The sequence below is a fragment of the Nitrosomonas sp. genome (genome assembly GCA_016703745.1).
GTDB lineage: Bacteria > Pseudomonadota > Gammaproteobacteria > Burkholderiales > Nitrosomonadaceae > Nitrosomonas.
In genome coordinates this window covers 887,357-903,237 of sequence record JADJBK010000006.1, presented here as the reverse complement: position 1 = coordinate 903,237, position 15,881 = coordinate 887,357, and the positions used below count along the sequence as shown (strand labels likewise).

General features: G+C 45.4%; 16 protein-coding genes and 1 other annotated feature. Of the genes, 11 read left to right on the top strand and 5 right to left on the bottom strand.

Features of this window, described 5'->3' with window-relative positions; all coding sequences use genetic code 11:
• From IPG31_05210 to IPG31_05165, 10 genes are all read left to right on the top strand, one after another.
• Entirely contained in the window at positions 1 to 1,122 is a 1,122-nt protein-coding gene (locus tag IPG31_05210; protein MBK6617787.1) for a glutamate 5-kinase, read from the top strand.
• Positions 1,122 to 2,162: an alpha/beta fold hydrolase gene (locus IPG31_05205; GenBank protein ID MBK6617786.1), complete on the top strand. Its 1,041-nt coding sequence runs from the start codon at positions 1,122 to 1,124 to the stop codon at positions 2,160 to 2,162. Before IPG31_05210 ends, IPG31_05205 begins: the two co-directional genes overlap by 1 nt.
• A gap of 9 nt (positions 2,163 to 2,171) precedes the next feature.
• Entirely contained in the window at positions 2,172 to 3,485 is a 1,314-nt protein-coding gene (phoR, locus tag IPG31_05200; protein MBK6617785.1) for a phosphate regulon sensor histidine kinase PhoR, read from the top strand.
• A 231-nt stretch (positions 3,486 to 3,716) separates the two neighbouring features.
• Positions 3,717 to 3,971 (top strand): RNA chaperone Hfq, encoded by a 255-nt coding sequence (gene hfq, locus IPG31_05195; GenBank protein MBK6617784.1) that lies wholly within the window; start codon positions 3,717 to 3,719, stop codon positions 3,969 to 3,971.
• Positions 3,961 to 5,115, top strand: coding sequence for a GTPase HflX (gene hflX / locus IPG31_05190; GenBank protein MBK6617783.1), 1,155 nt, complete (start codon positions 3,961 to 3,963; stop codon positions 5,113 to 5,115). The genes hfq and hflX overlap by 11 nt, the downstream gene beginning before the upstream one ends.
• 46 nt (positions 5,116 to 5,161) lie before the next feature.
• On the top strand, positions 5,162 to 6,346 hold the full coding sequence (gene hflK / locus IPG31_05185; protein MBK6617782.1) for an FtsH protease activity modulator HflK: 1,185 nt from the start codon (positions 5,162 to 5,164) through the stop codon (positions 6,344 to 6,346).
• A gap of 1 nt (position 6,347) precedes the next feature.
• Complete coding sequence (gene hflC / locus IPG31_05180) at positions 6,348 to 7,226, top strand: protease modulator HflC (protein ID MBK6617781.1); 879 nt, start codon at positions 6,348 to 6,350, stop codon at positions 7,224 to 7,226.
• Between the two features lie 259 nt (positions 7,227 to 7,485).
• The gene (locus IPG31_05175) at positions 7,486 to 7,674 is read left to right on the top strand and encodes a DUF2065 domain-containing protein (GenBank protein MBK6617780.1); all 189 of its coding nucleotides are present in this window, start codon (positions 7,486 to 7,488) and stop codon (positions 7,672 to 7,674) included.
• Between the two features lie 67 nt (positions 7,675 to 7,741).
• Positions 7,742 to 8,938: an ATP phosphoribosyltransferase regulatory subunit gene (locus tag IPG31_05170; GenBank protein ID MBK6617779.1), complete on the top strand. Its 1,197-nt coding sequence runs from the start codon at positions 7,742 to 7,744 to the stop codon at positions 8,936 to 8,938.
• Between the two features lie 8 nt (positions 8,939 to 8,946).
• Positions 8,947 to 10,248, top strand: coding sequence for an adenylosuccinate synthase (locus tag IPG31_05165; protein MBK6617778.1), 1,302 nt, complete (start codon positions 8,947 to 8,949; stop codon positions 10,246 to 10,248).
• 9 nt (positions 10,249 to 10,257) lie between these two features.
• Here the strand turns inward: IPG31_05165 and IPG31_05160 are convergent, their stop codons facing one another.
• The 3 genes from IPG31_05160 to IPG31_05150 are packed head-to-tail and all read right to left on the bottom strand — an operon-like array spanning position 10,258 to position 13,210.
• Positions 10,258 to 11,547 carry a glycosyltransferase family 39 protein gene (locus IPG31_05160; protein MBK6617777.1) on the bottom strand — a complete coding sequence of 430 codons (1,290 nt, stop codon included), beginning with the start codon at positions 11,545 to 11,547 and terminating at the stop codon, positions 10,258 to 10,260.
• An 11-nt stretch (positions 11,548 to 11,558) separates the two neighbouring features.
• Positions 11,559 to 11,924, bottom strand: a complete 366-nt coding sequence (locus IPG31_05155) for an EamA family transporter (protein ID MBK6617776.1) — start codon at positions 11,922 to 11,924, stop codon at positions 11,559 to 11,561.
• A complete protein-coding gene (locus IPG31_05150) occupies positions 11,921 to 13,210 on the bottom strand; it encodes a UbiA family prenyltransferase (protein MBK6617775.1) in 1,290 nt (429 codons plus the stop codon). Before IPG31_05150 ends, IPG31_05155 begins: the two co-directional genes overlap by 4 nt.
• 6 nt (positions 13,211 to 13,216) lie before the next feature.
• Here IPG31_05150 and IPG31_05145 point away from each other — a divergent pair.
• Positions 13,217 to 14,445 (top strand): IS3 family transposase gene (locus IPG31_05145; GenBank protein ID MBK6617774.1). Its coding sequence is split into 2 segments (ribosomal slippage): positions 13,217 to 13,505 and positions 13,505 to 14,445, totalling 1,230 coding nucleotides; the frame shifts between segments, so codons are not numbered across the junction.
• Positions 13,495 to 13,611 (top strand) — a sequence feature (AL1L pseudoknot). It overlaps the preceding gene by 117 nt.
• On the opposite strand, the gene IPG31_05140 is transcribed toward IPG31_05145, so the two are convergent.
• Together IPG31_05140 and IPG31_05135 are read right to left on the bottom strand one after the other, a co-directional pair.
• Positions 14,413 to 14,742, bottom strand: a complete 330-nt coding sequence (locus IPG31_05140) for a hypothetical protein (protein ID MBK6617773.1) — start codon at positions 14,740 to 14,742, stop codon at positions 14,413 to 14,415. The genes IPG31_05145 and IPG31_05140 overlap by 33 nt on opposite strands.
• 257 nt (positions 14,743 to 14,999) lie before the next feature.
• Positions 15,000 to 15,881: a polyphosphate kinase 2 family protein gene (locus IPG31_05135; protein ID MBK6617772.1), complete on the bottom strand. Its 882-nt coding sequence runs from the start codon at positions 15,879 to 15,881 to the stop codon at positions 15,000 to 15,002.

The following is a 15,881-nucleotide window of genomic DNA, read 5'->3' as shown; positions in this document are numbered from 1 at the left end:
ATGTCAAGAGAAGTTCTGAAATCATCGAAGCGGATTGTCGTTAAGGTTGGCAGCAGCCTGGTAACCAATCAGGGTCAGGGATTAGACCATAAGGCGCTTGATCGTTGGGCGGAGCAGATAGCCTGGATGAGCGGAATGAACAAGGAAGTGGTGTTGGTGACTTCCGGGGCGGTCGCAGAAGGTATGCTGCGCCTTGGATGGAAAAATCGTCCTTCGGCATTGTTTGAACTCCAGGCGGCTGCGGCTGTGGGACAGATGGGGGTAGCGCAAGCCTATGCCACAAGTTTTGCCAAGTATGATTTGCAAACAGCACAAATTTTGCTGACGCATGATGATCTCTCCAATCGCAAACGGTACTTGAATGCGCGATCGACCATACTCACACTGCTTGGTTTGGGTGTCGTTCCGGTTATTAATGAGAATGACAGCGTGGTTTTTGATGAAATCCGGTTTGGTGATAATGATAATCTGGCTGCATTGGTAGCTAATCTCATTGAGGCGGAAGTGCTGGTGATTCTTACTGATCAGGAAGGTTTGTACACCAGTGATCCACGTAAGGATACGAGTGCTGCCCTGATTGCTGAAGCGAGTGCGAGTGATCCGGCAATTCAAGCCATGGCCGGGGGGGCCGGTAGTGAAATAGGTCGGGGGGGTATGCAAAGTAAAGTCATGGCGGCAAGACGTGCAGCGCGTAGCGGTGCGCATACTCTTATCGCCTCAGGGCGAACACAGCATGCCTTGAGACGATTGATGCAGGGAGAAATATTGGGCACCTGCTTGCTGGCAGATATGCCAGTTCACCTTGCTCGTAAATTATGGCTGGCTGATCATTTGCAGGTTCGGGGTGGCCTTGTGCTGGATAGTGGCGCTGTCAGGGTGCTGGTATCGGAAGGAAAAAGCCTGTTGCCTGTGGGTGTGCAGGAAGTCAGGGGTGAGTTTGAACGGGGCGAAGCTGTCGCTTGTCTAGAGCCAAATGGTCGCGAGATAGCACGTGGATTGATTAACTATAATGCACGCGAGACTCGTAAAATCATGCGCCTGTCATCTAGTCAGATTGAATCAGTTTTAGGGTATGTAGATGAGCCTGAGTTGATTCATAGAGATAATCTGGTTATTTTGTAATGATTGATACGCTTACCATAACGGGGATCGATCGTTTTCCGGCTTACCGTGCGCCGAAATGGCTGCTGGGTGGTAACGCACAAACCATTTATCCCTATTTGTTGAGCAGAAAGCTGCCGATCTGTTACCGAAGGGAGCGCTGGGAGCTGGAAGATGGTGATTTTATTGATGTAGATTGGCTTGATGGCAAGCCGGATAAACCTTTAGTGGTTTTATTGCATGGGCTTGAGGGCGGGTCGCACAGCCATTATGCGTTGAGTATCATGCGTTTGTTGCAAGTCATGCGTTGGCGTGGTGCTGTTATCCATTTTCGTGGGTGCTCGGGATACCCCAATCGTTTGCCACGGGCTTATCACGCTGGAGATTCCGCAGAAATAGATTCGATGATACGTAGAGTTATCATGAAAAATCGTTTTACAGGTAATTCTCGTTGCTATGTTATTGGGGTTTCATTGGGTGGCAACGCTTTGCTGAAGTGGCTGGGAGAGCAGGGTGAGCGAGCGAAAGCAATGGTTGCGGGTGCCGTTGCGGTTTCCACACCGGTCGATCTGGCTGCAGCAGGCAACACGCTAGATTCCGGGTTTAACCGGATTTATACACAGCATTTTCTGGCTTCCCTGAAACGTAAAGTGGTGGATAAAAATAGATGCTTCCCTGGGTTGTTGGATATTAAAGCTGTGATGGCGTGTAATTCTTTGTATGAATTTGATAATTTGGTGACAGCACCCTTGCATGGATTTCGAAATACCGAAGATTACTGGCAACAATCCAGCAGTAAGCAATGGTTAAATCATATACGAGTGCCCACCATGTTGATCAATGCGCGTAATGATCCTTTCTTGCCAGAACATGCATTGCCGGTTACAGGTGATATTGCACCATTTGTTTCATTGGAGTTTCCTGACCAGGGTGGCCATGTCGGATTCATTCATGGTACTTTTCCGGGAAAACTTGAATGGTTGCCTAAGAAAATTCTCCATTTCTTCCTGCAGGACTGTTCGCCAGGCGATGGTTCAAATATGTCACATAGTCTCCGCTAATTTAAAGTAGTGAACTCCAATTCACAAAGTTTAACTGGTGTGGTAGGGCTGACAATTATCGCGTTGATCATCTGGGCAATTTTCAATATTGTTGCCGCTTTGAGCGTGTTCAGTATTGGCCTGTTGGGAATAATAATCTATCACCACTATAACTTGTTTCGTTTGGATAAGTGGCTGCGTAGCAGCAATATGTCTTATCTGAATGCTCCGGATGGACCTGGTATGTGGGGGCTGGTTTTTGCGCGGGTGGCAAGGCTTCTGAGGCGTCATCAGAATGAAGTTCATCGGTTTGAGCATGCTCTCGACCGACTACATCGCGCAACTTCTGCTATGCCAGAGGGAGTCGTTATTTTGGGCGACAATGATCAGGTTGAATGGTGCAATCTGGCTGCGGAAACGCATCTGAGGCTTAATCTTAAACTGGATATTGGTCAGCATATCACTCGCATCGTGCGACAGATCCAGTTTGTCGACTACCTGAATTCCGGTAATTTCAGTCAACCTGTCAAATTAAAACTATCCCGAAAAGAATATATTTTTCTATCATTACAGCTGGTGCCCTACGGAGATAGTGAAAAGTTACTGATTAGCCGCGATATCACTCGTTTCGAAAAAATTGAAATCATGCGTCGTGATTTTATTGCCAATGTTTCTCATGAATTACGCACACCTTTGACGGTTATTGGCGGCTTTCTGGAGACTTTGCTCGATAGTGGAAAATTAGGGAAAATGGAACAAAATGCACTTGAATTGATGGCACATCAGGCCACTCGAATGCATCGACTAATCGAAGATCTCCTAACTTTATCCCGCCTGGAAAATTCTCAAAACGCACCTAAAGAAGAAAAGATTGATATCGCGAAACTTATGCAGGGAATTTATCAGGAAGCACAGTCTTTGAGTGCGGGTCGTCACAAAGTTGAAATGAATATTGCCAGAGAAGCGGTGATATCGGGTAACGAAGATGAACTCCGCAGCGCTTTCAGCAATCTTGTCAGCAACGCAGTGCGTTACACCCCGCGAGATGGCAATATCTCCTTGCACTGGGTTCGGGAAGGTGACGAAGGAGTGTTCTTTGTGCAGGATAGTGGTATAGGTATCGAACCATCACATATTCCAAGGTTAACTGAGCGCTTCTATCGGGTTGACCACGGGCGTTCTCGAGAAACGGGTGGGACTGGATTAGGATTGGCAATTGTCAAGCATATTCTTAGCCATCATCAAGCCGAATTAGAAATTATCAGCCAACCGGGTCATGGAAGTACTTTTAGAATTCGGTTTCCTGCCGCCAGAGTGCGGTGGGACGGATATCAGAAAATCTGATATGGCATGTTAGACTAATGATCGTCAGATATCGATATTTGCTAATTTCGCGAATTCTCGCTGGTGACTCGTTTTATTTTTTGGATTTCACTGTTGGCTAAAATTGTCATTGTGTGGCAGACTGGCTTCTCAAGACCATGATATCGTAGTGGGTAATTGATTGTAACGATAACTGTCCTGAAGAAGCAAATAACTATAAATTAAGAAATTATACTTGGGAGGGCAGAAAAAATGGCTGTTAAGGGGCAATTGTTGCAGGATCCTTTTCTGAATATATTGCGAAAAGAACGTATTCCAGTTTCTATTTACCTGGTCAATGGAATTAAACTACAGGGACATATCGATTCATTCGACCAGTATGTGGTGTTGTTGAGGAATTCTATTACGCAAATGGTCTACAAACATGCAATTTCAACCGTGGTGCCCGCTAAGGCGATATCGTTGCCAATTGCGGCTGACGGTCTGACGGAGGAAGATGATTCGTGATGCTGATGAAGCGCTAATCAGGCAAAATACGGCAGTTCTGGTCGATGTTGATTTTGACAAAATTGAGCGTAATAGTTTGGATGAGCTTGGATTGCTGGCATCCAGTAATCAGATATCGGTAGCGGCTATCGTCGAGAGCAAGCGAAAGTATCCGGATTCTGCTACCTTTGTCGGGAAGGGGAAAGTAGCGGAAATTTTGGAGATACTAGTACAAACTAAGGCAGCGATGGTGATCGTTAATCATGATTTGTCATCAGTGCAGCAGAGAAATCTGTCCAATGCTTTGTCATGTCGTGTTATTGATCGCACCAGCCTGATTCTGGATATTTTTTCGCGGCGCGCGCAAAGTTACGAAGGAAAGCTACAGGTTGAACTGGCGCAACTGGAACATCTTTCGACTCGTCTAATTCGAGGCTGGACCCATCTTGAGCGCCAAAAAGGAGGGATCGGCCTGCGTGGACCGGGTGAGACACAGCTTGAAACAGATCGCCGTTTACTTGGTAAACGTGTGAAGCTGTTAAAGGAAAAGCTGGTAAAGCTTAAACGGCAGCGAGAAGTTCAGCGACGTTCAAGAAAACGCGCCGCTGTATTTTCAGTATCAATTGTTGGCTATACCAATGCGGGTAAATCAACTTTGTTTAATCGGCTCGTTAGTGCTGAGGCTTACGCAGCAGATCAATTATTTGCAACCCTGGATACCACAACCCGAAAATTATATCTTCCTGGTTATGGTTCGATTGTAGTTTCCGATACGGTTGGTTTTATTCAGTCCTTACCGCACACTTTGGTAGCAGCTTTTCGCGCGACACTTGAGGAAACGACCCAAGCGGACTTGTTGTTGCATGTGGTTGATGCTTCCAGCGTGAATCGGGACAGGCAAATAGCAGAAGTTAATAAAATACTGAGTGAAATTGGTGCCGATACTATTCCGCAAATACTGGTATTGAACAAAATCGATAAAACCGAATCGAACTCGACTGCAAATTGCACACGTGATGAGTATGATAGAATCAGCGCCATTCGGCTCAGCGCAAAAACAGGAGAAGGACTGGAGTTTCTGCAGATTGCAATGACGGAAGCATCTAATCAGTCTTCAGCTAACCAGATGGATCATTTTTCGCCGCACCGGTGTGTAGTGCAATGAGCACAGTATGGTTGTTTAATTTTTATAATAGAAAGGAACAAATATCATGGGTTTAAATGATCCTCAGTGGGGAAAAAGGAGGGGTAATTCAGGCCCACCTGATCTTGACGATATATTCCGCACTTTTAATCAAAGAATTAATGAAATTTTTGGTCGAAAAGGTGGAAATGGTAATAACGAGGGTGGCGACTCCGGCGAGGGTCGTGGCAAACACGGTGGTGCAGGTATTGTTGTGATTGTTGTTCTACTCGCCGTGGCTTGGGTGGCGAGTGGTTTTTATATTGTTGACGAGGGCCAAAGAGGCGTAGTCCTGCGATTTGGGAAGCATATTGAAACAACTACGCCTGGATTGAGATGGCATATGCCAACACCTATTGAAAAAGTTGAGACTGTCAATATCAGCCAGGTTCGTACGGTTGAGATCGGCTATCGGAATAATGTTCGAAGCAAGGTACTCAAAGAATCGCTGATGTTGACGGACGATGAGAATATCGTCGATATTCAGTTTGCTGTTCAATATATTCTGAGTAGCCCGGAAAACTTCTTATTTAATAATCGAGATGCGGAAACTTCGGTGCTACAGGTTGCTGAGACCGCGATCCGCCAGATAATCGGCAACAGTAAAATGGACTTCGTACTTTATGAAGGTCGTGAGCAAGTTGCGGCAGAAACGACTACGTTGATGCAAACCATTCTTGATCGTTATCAGATTGGTATTCAAATCAATCGGGTAACCATGCAAAATGCGCAACCACCCGAGCAGGTGCAGGCTGCTTTTGACGATGCGGTTAAAGCGGGTCAGGATAGAGAGCGCCAGGTTAATGAAGGTCAGGCCTACGCCAACAACGTTATTCCCAGAGCAAGCGGTGCTGCTGCACGTTTGATGGAAGAAGCCAATGGTTACAGACAGCGTGTGATCTCAACAGCGGAAGGTGATTCAAGTCGTTTTGAACAGATTCTTGTTGAATATTCGAAAGCGCCAGATGTCACCCGCAATCGGATGTATCTTGATACTGTCCAGCAAATTCTCTCTGGCACAAGCAAAGTTTTGATTGATCAGCAGGGTGGTAACAACCTGTTGTATCTGCCACTGGATAAATTGATGCAAGTGGAGTCCGCTGCTGCTCAATCTTCTTCGGGAATGAAGCCTCAGAGTATTCCTGAGTTTTCTCAAGAAGCGGGTATGCGTTCGCGTGAGTCCTTTCGTAGTCGTGAACGGGAGATAAGATAAGATGAAAACCATTTCCACAACATTAACCGGATTGCTGGTGGCAATTGCTATGCTGGGTAGCTCCGTTATTTATATTGTTGATGAGCGGGAACAGGCCGTTGTTTTCCAGCTGGGAGAGGTTGTCGATGTAAAGACATCCCCAGGTCTCTACTTCAAAATACCTGTTGTTCAGAATGTTCGTTTCTTTGAATCCAGAATTTTGACCATGGATACCGATGAACCCGAGCGTTTTATCACTTCGGAAAAGAAAAACGTTCTGGTAGATTTATTTGTTAAATGGCGAATTGTCGATGTTAGGCAATACTATGTCAGTGTCAATGGAGATGAGGCATTGGCACAGACCCGGTTGTCACAAACTATTAACTCCAGCATGCGTGACGAGTTTGGTAACAGAACAGTTCATGATGTTGTGTCTGGAGAGCGCGACGTCATCATGGAAATTATGCGACAGAAGGCCAATGTTGATGCGCGTAAAATTGGCGTGGAAGTTATCGATGTGAGGCTCAAACGTGTAGACCTTCCTCGAGAAGTCAGTGATTCTGTCTATCAGAGAATGGAAGCTGAGCGTACACGAGTTGCAAATGAATTAAGATCAACCGGAGCAGCTGAGAGTGAAAAAATTCGAGCTGATGCGGATCGGCAGCGTGAAGTCATTTTGGCAGAAGCCTATCGCGAAGCTCAGAAAATAATGGGTGATGGTGATGGTCAGGCTGCAGGGATCTATGCAACTGCATTTCAGAAAGATGCAAAATTCTATGATTTTTATCGTAGCCTAGAAGCGTACAAGCAATCTTTTAAGGATAAAAGTGATCTGCTTGTCCTGGAACCTAGCTCAGAATTTTTTAAATTCCTGAAAAAATCATCTGGTGAAGGTAAGTAAAGATAGTGTGTTGAGTTAAAGATTGGATAGCTTAAGTATCATCAGCGTATTTTGTGCTGCTCGGTAACTACTCCTCTTGACTGCTCTAACTTGAAGTCAGTATTTGACTGCAATTCACCCTGATGGAAGACCGGTTTGCTTTACCAGTTACGGCAAAATAAAGTAGACCGGTTTTTTTATCTGGATAGCTGACATTATGTATAAGATTCAGCTTTATCTAAATAAAACTGCTTGTGTCGATCAATCCAGGATATAAGCTATGTTGAATACATTATTGATGGCAGTTGCGTTAATGCTGGTGTTAGAAGGCATATTTCCCTTTATGTTACCTGGAGCGTGGCGGGAGGTTTTTCGTAAACTTCTGCAAATGGATGATGGACAAATACGCTTTATGGGGCTTACCGCTATGTTAATAGGGTTGTTTATACTTTATCTGGTCAACAATTAGCTTTGCCAACAACTGGACTGTCTTATTCTGATCTTCCTTAATTTCAGGTAGATCATGTCACCTGCCTATGCCAAACTGGTTACTTCCTGAGTATATTGAAGATGTGCTGCCGAATGACGCGGCGCATATTGAGAAAATGCGTCGTAGTATCATGGACTTGTTCCATGTTCATGGCTATCAGTTCGTCATACCACCCTTGCTGGAGTATGTCGAATCGCTGTTGTCTGGTAGTGGTAGTGACATGAATCTAAGAATGTTTAAGGTGGTGGATCAACTTAGCGGCAGAATGATGGGGTTGCGAGCAGATATGACGCCGCAGGTCGCCAGAATAGATGCTCATTTATTGAATCATCAGTCAGGTGTTACCCGTTTGTGTTACGCCAGTAGTGCCGTACATGCTCTTCCATGCGAAATAGCTCGCACTCGTGAGCTCTTCCAGATGGGTGCCGAGCTTTATGGACATGCGGGTATAGAAAGTGATATTGAAATCCAGCGATTGTTGCTTGCCAGTTTGTTTGCTTCGGGTATTCCATCTATTCAACTTGATTTTGGTCATGTCAATATTTTTCGCAGCTTGATACAAGATGCCAAGATATCGCCAGAACTTGAGTGGGAGCTCTATACCGCGTTGCAAGCCAAGGACATCGTCGCGCTTCAAGAGTTGGTAAGGGAAAAGTTAGATAATCATCTGAACAAGGTGGCAGCTGATGCATTATTACTACTGCCAGAATTGTATGGTGATGAGACTGTTCTGGCACAGGCGCGACGTTATTTGCCGAATTACACAGAAATAAATTTGGCGTTGGATCAACTGGAAACAGTAGCTAATACGCTACGTTCAGAGGTATTCAGTCTGACCTTTGATTTGTCAGATTTACGTGGTTATCACTATCATACGGGTATCGTTTTTGCAGCGTATACGCCTGGCTACCCGAATGCAATTGCATTAGGTGGTCGCTACGATGAAATCGGAAAAGTATTTGGCCGGGCCAGACAGGCGACCGGATTTAGTTTTGATTTAAAGCAGTTAGCAAGTTTGGTTCACAGTAATGATCGCCCAAAGGCTATTCTCGCACCATGGTGTCCAACTGATCATGCGCTGAATGAAATTATCGCCAGATTGCGAGCAGAGGGCACGATCGTCATAGTCGTGCTGCCCGGAGAGAACGAACAAAATAGCATCTGTTGTGACCATAAATTAGTTTGTCGCAATAACCAATGGGAAGTTGCTGAAAATTCCATAATAAAAGAATCAGGCAGGTAAAAGAGAAAATGGTCAAAAATGTAGTGGTCATTGGGACCCAATGGGGAGATGAAGGTAAAGGTAAAATAGTCGACTGGCTTACTGATCATGCCCAAGGTGTGGTCCGGTTCCAGGGAGGGCACAATGCAGGACATACCCTGGTAGTCAATGGAAATAAAACGGTACTGCATCTAATACCATCCGGAATTTTGCGTGAAAATGTCATCTGCTATATTGGAAATGGTGTCGTACTCTCCCCGGAAGCGCTGCTGGAAGAGATAGACATGTTGTCTTGCAGTGGTGTCGTTGTGGAGGAGCGTCTGCGTATCAGTGCGACCTGTCCGCTGATTCTCCCTTATCATATCTCTCTAGATTGTGCGCGTGAAGCAGCTAGGGGAGTAGATAGAATTGGTACTACCGGCAGGGGGATCGGTCCGGCTTATGAAGACAAGGCCGCGCGTCGTGCAATACGGTTGCAGGATCTTTACTATCCAGAGCGCTTTGCCAGCAAACTCCACGAAATTCTCGATTATCATAACTTTCTGCTGGTAAATTACTATCATTCTGCTGCGGTGGATATTAATCAAGTGCTTGACTCCAATCTTGCTCAGTTTGAGAGAATTCGCCCAATGGTGGCGGATGTTCCTAAACTATTGTTTGATGCGAATCGAGCAGGCGATAATCTTCTGTTTGAAGGGGCGCAAGGCGCACTGCTGGATATTGATCACGGTACTTATCCATTTGTTACTTCCAGTAATTGTCTTGCAGGCGCAGCTTCGGTTGGCAGCGGTATCGGTCCACATTTCCTGAATTTTGTACTTGGAATCACTAAAGCATATACAACTCGCGTAGGTGCGGGACCATTTCCAACTGAGCTAAAAGACGAGGACGGTGAAAAATTAGCCAGGCGTGGTAATGAATTTGGGTCGACAACCGGACGCCCACGTCGTTGTGGGTGGCTTGATGCAGTGGCACTCAAGCGGTCAATTCAGCTAAATGGAGTGACTGGGCTATGCATGACCAAGCTGGATGTGCTGGATGACTTTGATCAAATCAAGATTTGTGTTGGTTATCGGCTAAAAGATTCAGATCAATACTGTGATGTATCTCCATTTGGTGCAGAGGCGCTCGCATTAGCTCAACCAATCTACGAATCATTCACCGGCTGGCGAGGAGAGACAACCAAAGGCATTCAAGATTTTGAAAAATTACCGCTAGCAGCACGCCAATATCTGAAACGTATCGAAGCTATCTGCGAAACTCCAATTGCCATGATCTCAACAGGACCCGACCGCGAGGAAACTATTTTATTCGAGCACCCATTCAACTGAGATTCTACTTCACTTACTAATCGATTGCTTTTTGCTACTCCACCATGTTTGAACAAAAGATATGCCGCTGACTGCTAATATGCACATAAAGGGCATAATGGGAATTCGATATCGGAATATTACATAGGCTGCAGCGTGGATAAGACAATATAAAAGAACCGTTGCATATAAAATTAGATGTATTCGTGTCAGTTTTCTGATGAACAAGAAAGGAAGCAGTGCTGCTGTTATGACCAAAATATAATAAAAAAGCCAGATGGAGCGTACTATGTTTTCTATTTTTGATTGATTGCCATCTCTGCCTTCATGTATCGGAGGGTACCAGAAGTAAGTAATTTTGTTGACGGAAAGCCATAATGTCTTTATGGGATTTTCAAGTATATAATCAATTGCCATGTTTTTAAGAAACAACATGGATTCAACTTCTCCTTTTTCCTCACGCAGGGCATGCCACTCCGGACCAATTGGTGTATCTTGAATTCCAATAAAATGTACAGTGGAATTGGCATTGTTGCCTAAGTAAAGATTAAACCCTCCATTAGTATTAAGAATAGGCTTTCCCAGCTTTGAGTTTGTATAGGCTAGCCATGGCGACAGAATAATCAGGCATCCAAACCCACAAGCAAGTACCTTGTTCCAGCTCAAATTGGATAAAATAGGTTTTCTGACATTGAATTCGGTGACAACTAATCCTATTAATAGTCCTGTCAAAATAATTGCAGGCCCAACAAGCAGACCTATGCCATATACCGTGCCCAATATTACAGCCAGGAAGGTCTTATTTTGTGAGGAAGGGTAACGAAGCAATAGCAAAGTTTGAAGTAAAAGAAGTGTAACCATCAAATTTTCTTTTGCGACATATTCCGTGTAAAGTACTGCGGGTGGGTATGTGGCCCAAATAAATGCTGAAACCGCTGCCCATTTCCAGTTGGGTAAAATGTATTTTGAGCACAGATATACCAATAAAACACTAGTAACGCCTAAAGCTACATTCACAAACTGAGCCACCTCGGCAGTAGAGCCGAATAATGCAAAAAATGGAACTAAAAACAGTGGATATCCGGAGCTGTAATACGCAACGTTACCCATACCATCATCCATATGCCCAGTACTCAGCATGGTTGTCGCCATGTGCATATAGGAAGCAAAATCTGATCCTGGTTCGATATTCAGTATCATAACCACGGATAATTTTATTGTTGTAGCTAGCAATAAGATAAAAAATAAAGTAATTTTTTCATTTGCTATCAAATGCATTTTTAAATTATCCTTGTCTATTAGAGAGTCGTGCTTTCTCATGGGCACCAGCATTAGCTTCGAGCTACTATAAAAACACCTACGCAAATCAGTACAACACCTGTTACCCTCAAAGCAGTGACTTGCTCTCCAATAAGGAATCCGATACTTACAGTAAAAACAAACCCTAACCCTACAAGAGGATAAGCCTTGCTGACATCCCACTTCGACAATACTTCAAGCCAAATAATCGCTCCAAGCCCGTATAGCAGAAAACCACCAAGTACATATTTATTAAGAAGCACAGTCAAGGCAGTGTGGAATGTTAATGGCTGAATCAGAGCTTCTTTTGTCTCGTTATCGGACATCCCCGCTTTTAAGCAAAATTGTGCGACAACTGAGAGCGCAATGCTCAAGATGGCAATAACAGGCGTGCTCATAACACACCACCTAGTGATAAAAAGTGTGCAACTAAAACAGTAGCAATCATTGCAAAAATAGTGACTTGACTGCCTCTGTCTTTCATTGCGTAAATAATGGGGTCATCATGCATTTCACCTCGCGCGGTCTTGATCCATAAACGAGCAAGCCAGTAAATCAAGCCAAATGCAACAAACCATAAAAACCCCGGTGTTGCATAACGAATCTGAGTATCAGGAGTGCTGATAAACAATCCAAAAACCACTACTGCTGAAAGTGCGGCTCCCACTCCTAGCGGCCACAACACTACCAAATCTGAGACTCGGTAATCACGACCACGTGTTGCTTTTACTTCACCTTGTTCCAAGGATACTAGCTCAGCACAACGTTTTACCAACGCCAAACTAAAAAATATGAAAACTGAAAAAGCCAGAAGCCAGGAACTAGTAATTATGCCAATCGCAACGGCACCAGCCAGAATACGTAGAGTGTAGAGCAGGGAGAGCATCAAGACATCAATCAAAACATATTGTTTTAGTACCCAGCTGTAAGCGCTGGTTAGTACCAGATACAAAAGTAACATAAGTAAAAAATTGAAAGAAACGGTGAATGCCATAAGCAATGCGAATAACAGCATTGCTCCAGCCACGGCAAGCCCATACAGGATTGGAATTTTAGCATTGGCAAAAGGCCGTAATCGTTTACGAGGATGCGCGCGATCATTTTCCAGATCCCACAGGTCATTCACTAGATACGTTGCAGATGCTGCAAGGGAAAAAGATAAAAAGGCAACAATCATGACGACCAGCTTATTTAAATCGGTAAATGAAAAAGCGGTCAACATCGGAACGAACAGCAGCACATTCTTCAACCATTGGTGAACACGTAGAGCACGCAACCAGTCAACTGTGGTTATTTTCTCTCTTATGAATTCTTTTTCGATTGGAACACTTTTGTATACCGATTGGGTTACGCCTGCCGAAGCACCAACCAGGATCGCTCTTTTTGCAGCTTTCCAAATAGGAATATCTGCGCGACTATCTCCCGCGTAAACAAATTCTCCCGCTACCTGTTGCCGAATTGCTGCCAGCTTCGTTTCTCCTTTCAGGTTATGCTCTGCGTCACTGGCTATGACATCATCAAATAAATCCAAGTGAGTTGCAACGCTTCGTGCAATAGATTTGTGCGCAGCTGTAGCGAGAATAATACTGCGCCCTTTCTCTTTTTCTTTCCGTAAATAAACTAAAAATGATTCGTGGTAGTGAATCGCCCCGGGTTTTGAGGAGGCTCCAAATCTTGAGAGAATGGAGCCATGAACAAATTAAACAAATATTCCCCTGAAGTAAAAGCACGCGCAGTCCGTCTGGTGCAAGAGCATCGCAGTGAGTACCCTTCGCTGTGGGCGACGATAGAATCGATAGCGCCAAAGATTGGCTGCGCACCACCGACATTGCATGATTGGGTAAAGAAGCACGAGATCGACACAGGCTTGCGAGATGGCGTCACCAGTGAAGAACGCGAGCGCATCAAAGCACTGGAGCGTGAAGTCAAGGAATTACGTCGCGCCAATGAGATACTGAAACTGGCCAGTGCTTTTTTTGCCCAGGCGGAGCTCGACCGCAAACTCAAATCCTAAGATCGTTCATTGACCGGCATCGCGACACCCACGGAGTCGAGCCGATCTGCAAGGTATTGCAGGTCGCTCCATCGGGATATCGACGTCACGTTGTCGAACTGCGTAATCCGGCATTGCGCTGTGCCCGAGCTATTCGCGATGACGATCTGATGCCGCAGATACAACGAATCTGGCAGGCCAATCTGCAGGTTTATGGTGCCGACAAGGTATGGCGACAACTTAAGCGCGAAGGAATACAGGTAGCTCGTTGCACTGTTGAGCGGCTGATGAAACGGTTGGGGCTGGAAGGTGTACGGCGCGGCAAGATTGTCCGCACGACGGTTTCAGACAAGGCGCTGCCGTGCCCACTGGACAGGGTCAACCGGCAATTCAAGGCAGATCGCCCAAACCAGTTGTGGGTGTCGGATTTCACCTATGTTTCCACCTGGCAGGGCTGGCTGTATGTCGCGTTCGTCATCGACGTGTTTGCCCGGTGCATCGTGGGTTGGCGGGTCAGTTCCAGCATGCACACAGACTTCGTGCTGGATGCGCTGGAGCAGGCGTTATACGCCCGGCAACCGGAGCTGGGTGCTTTGATTCACCACAGCGACAAGGGCTCCCAGTATGTCTCTATCCGTTATACGGAGCGACTTGCCGAGGCTGGAATAGAGCCGTCGGTTGGCAGTAAAGGAGATAGCTACGACAACGCACTGGCCGAAACGATCAACGGGCTTTACAAGACTGAATTGATTCATAAGCAAGGGCCTTGGAAAAACAGGGAATCCGTTGAATTGGCAACGTTGAACTGGGTGTTCTGGTTCAATCATCAGCGTTTGCTGGGACCTATCGGCTATATACCTCCAGCAGAAGCTGAGGCACAATACTATCGGCAGTTAGTCAACTCGGATTCTGCCAGTGTTACTTAAACCAAATAGCCTCCACAGAACCCGGGGCGATTCATAGGGTAAGAGTTGCGTTGCAATTTCTGCATGTGCAGCAATTTTTTCCTTGAAATAAGCTTTCCCTTTTATTAACCAGATGGGAAGGAAAAACAAACTACCGGGATATCGCTGAATGGTACTGATTAGCGATTCGGCTAATGTATCGGTTGGCGTGAGCGTTCCATCCAGATCAACAACGATCGGTAATAAATGATCGTTCGTTGTGTGATTCATCGTAGTGATGGGTGTGTTTTTATTTGGGAAAGAGAATTCTTCGGCCATAGAGTCGCCTGTTGATCTGTGCGGTACGGAATTTACCGGAATCCAGAGTAATCGGCCCCATTTTCTCAAACTTTGCATAAAGTTTGGAAACTTTGTATCTATATTTCGAGTAGACACTACTTAAAACTATGCTGGTGTACCAGAGACGATTCAAGATATGGCAACAAGCTATTCGGGAGAGTGTCAAATATATTGAAAACTTCTATAACAGGTGGTGAACAGATAAGCCGCGTTATCGTAGTACTCGGTTAATCCGATTATTCGTCACTTTCCAAATAGGTTTGCATGCGTGCCAGTTCAGTGCGATGAATGTCGGATGACTGTGGATAGTTCATCTTCAGGCTTTGCAGGGTTTCGAGCAGAATGGAGGATACGATCAGGCGCGTATTGCGTTTGTCGTCTGCCGGTATGATAAACCAGGGAGCAGTAGCACTACTGGTTGCGCCGATACATTTCTCATAAGCGTGCTGGTAATCATGCCATTTGCGGCGCGCTTCGATGTCGGCATTGCTGATCTTCCAGTTTTTGGTGGGATCATCGATACGAGCAATCAGACGTTTGCGCTGCTCTTTTTTTGACAGATGCAGGAAAAACTTGATGATACGCGTGCCATTACGATGCAGATAGTTTTCCAGATTGACAATATCGCTGAAGCGCTCCTGCCAGATGTGTTCGGGATCAACAAATTCAGCTGGAATACGTTGTTGTTCGAGAAGATGGGGCTGGATGCGTACCACGACAACTTCTTCGTAATAGGAACGATCAAAAATACCGATACGGCCACGTTCTGGTAACGATTTGCTGGTACGCCACAGAAAATCGTGCTCCAGTGCCTCGGGGCCGGGAGCAAGAAAACTGAAAACCTGGCAGCCCTGTGGGTTGATTCCAGACATAACATGTTTAATCGCGCCACCTTTGCCGGCGGAATCCATTCCCTGAAAAATCAGTAGTACTGCATAACGATCATGTGCATACAGCACTTCCTGCAATGCGCCAATTTCCTGACGTGATTCTTCCAGCAGTGTCAGGTAGTCTTCCTTAGACTTATAGAAAGGCGACACTTCAGTTGACCATTGCGATAGATCAATTTCACTGTTTGGGTTAACCAGAAACGGGCTGGTGTCGATCTTGATTTTCAT

Coding starts and splice junctions, on each gene's coding strand:
- IPG31_05170 (MBK6617779.1), top strand. CDS start 7,742: ATGCCAAACTGGTTACTTCCTGAGTATATTGAAGATGTGCTGCCGAAT.
- hfq (MBK6617784.1), top strand. CDS start 3,717: ATGGCTGTTAAGGGGCAATTGTTGCAGGATCCTTTTCTGAATATATTG.
- hflK (MBK6617782.1), top strand. CDS start 5,162: ATGGGTTTAAATGATCCTCAGTGGGGAAAAAGGAGGGGTAATTCAGGC.
- IPG31_05205 (MBK6617786.1), top strand. CDS start 1,122: ATGATTGATACGCTTACCATAACGGGGATCGATCGTTTTCCGGCTTAC.
- IPG31_05160 (MBK6617777.1), bottom strand. CDS start 11,547: ATGAGAAAGCACGACTCTCTAATAGACAAGGATAATTTAAAAATGCAT.
- hflC (MBK6617781.1), top strand. CDS start 6,348: ATGAAAACCATTTCCACAACATTAACCGGATTGCTGGTGGCAATTGCT.
- IPG31_05155 (MBK6617776.1), bottom strand. CDS start 11,924: ATGAGCACGCCTGTTATTGCCATCTTGAGCATTGCGCTCTCAGTTGTC.
- IPG31_05175 (MBK6617780.1), top strand. CDS start 7,486: ATGTTGAATACATTATTGATGGCAGTTGCGTTAATGCTGGTGTTAGAA.
- IPG31_05135 (MBK6617772.1), bottom strand. CDS start 15,881: ATGAAAATCAAGATCGACACCAGCCCGTTTCTGGTTAACCCAAACAGT.
- hflX (MBK6617783.1), top strand. CDS start 3,961: ATGATTCGTGATGCTGATGAAGCGCTAATCAGGCAAAATACGGCAGTT.
- IPG31_05210 (MBK6617787.1), top strand. CDS start 1: ATGTCAAGAGAAGTTCTGAAATCATCGAAGCGGATTGTCGTTAAGGTT.
- IPG31_05140 (MBK6617773.1), bottom strand. CDS start 14,742: ATGGCCGAAGAATTCTCTTTCCCAAATAAAAACACACCCATCACTACG.
- IPG31_05165 (MBK6617778.1), top strand. CDS start 8,947: ATGGTCAAAAATGTAGTGGTCATTGGGACCCAATGGGGAGATGAAGGT.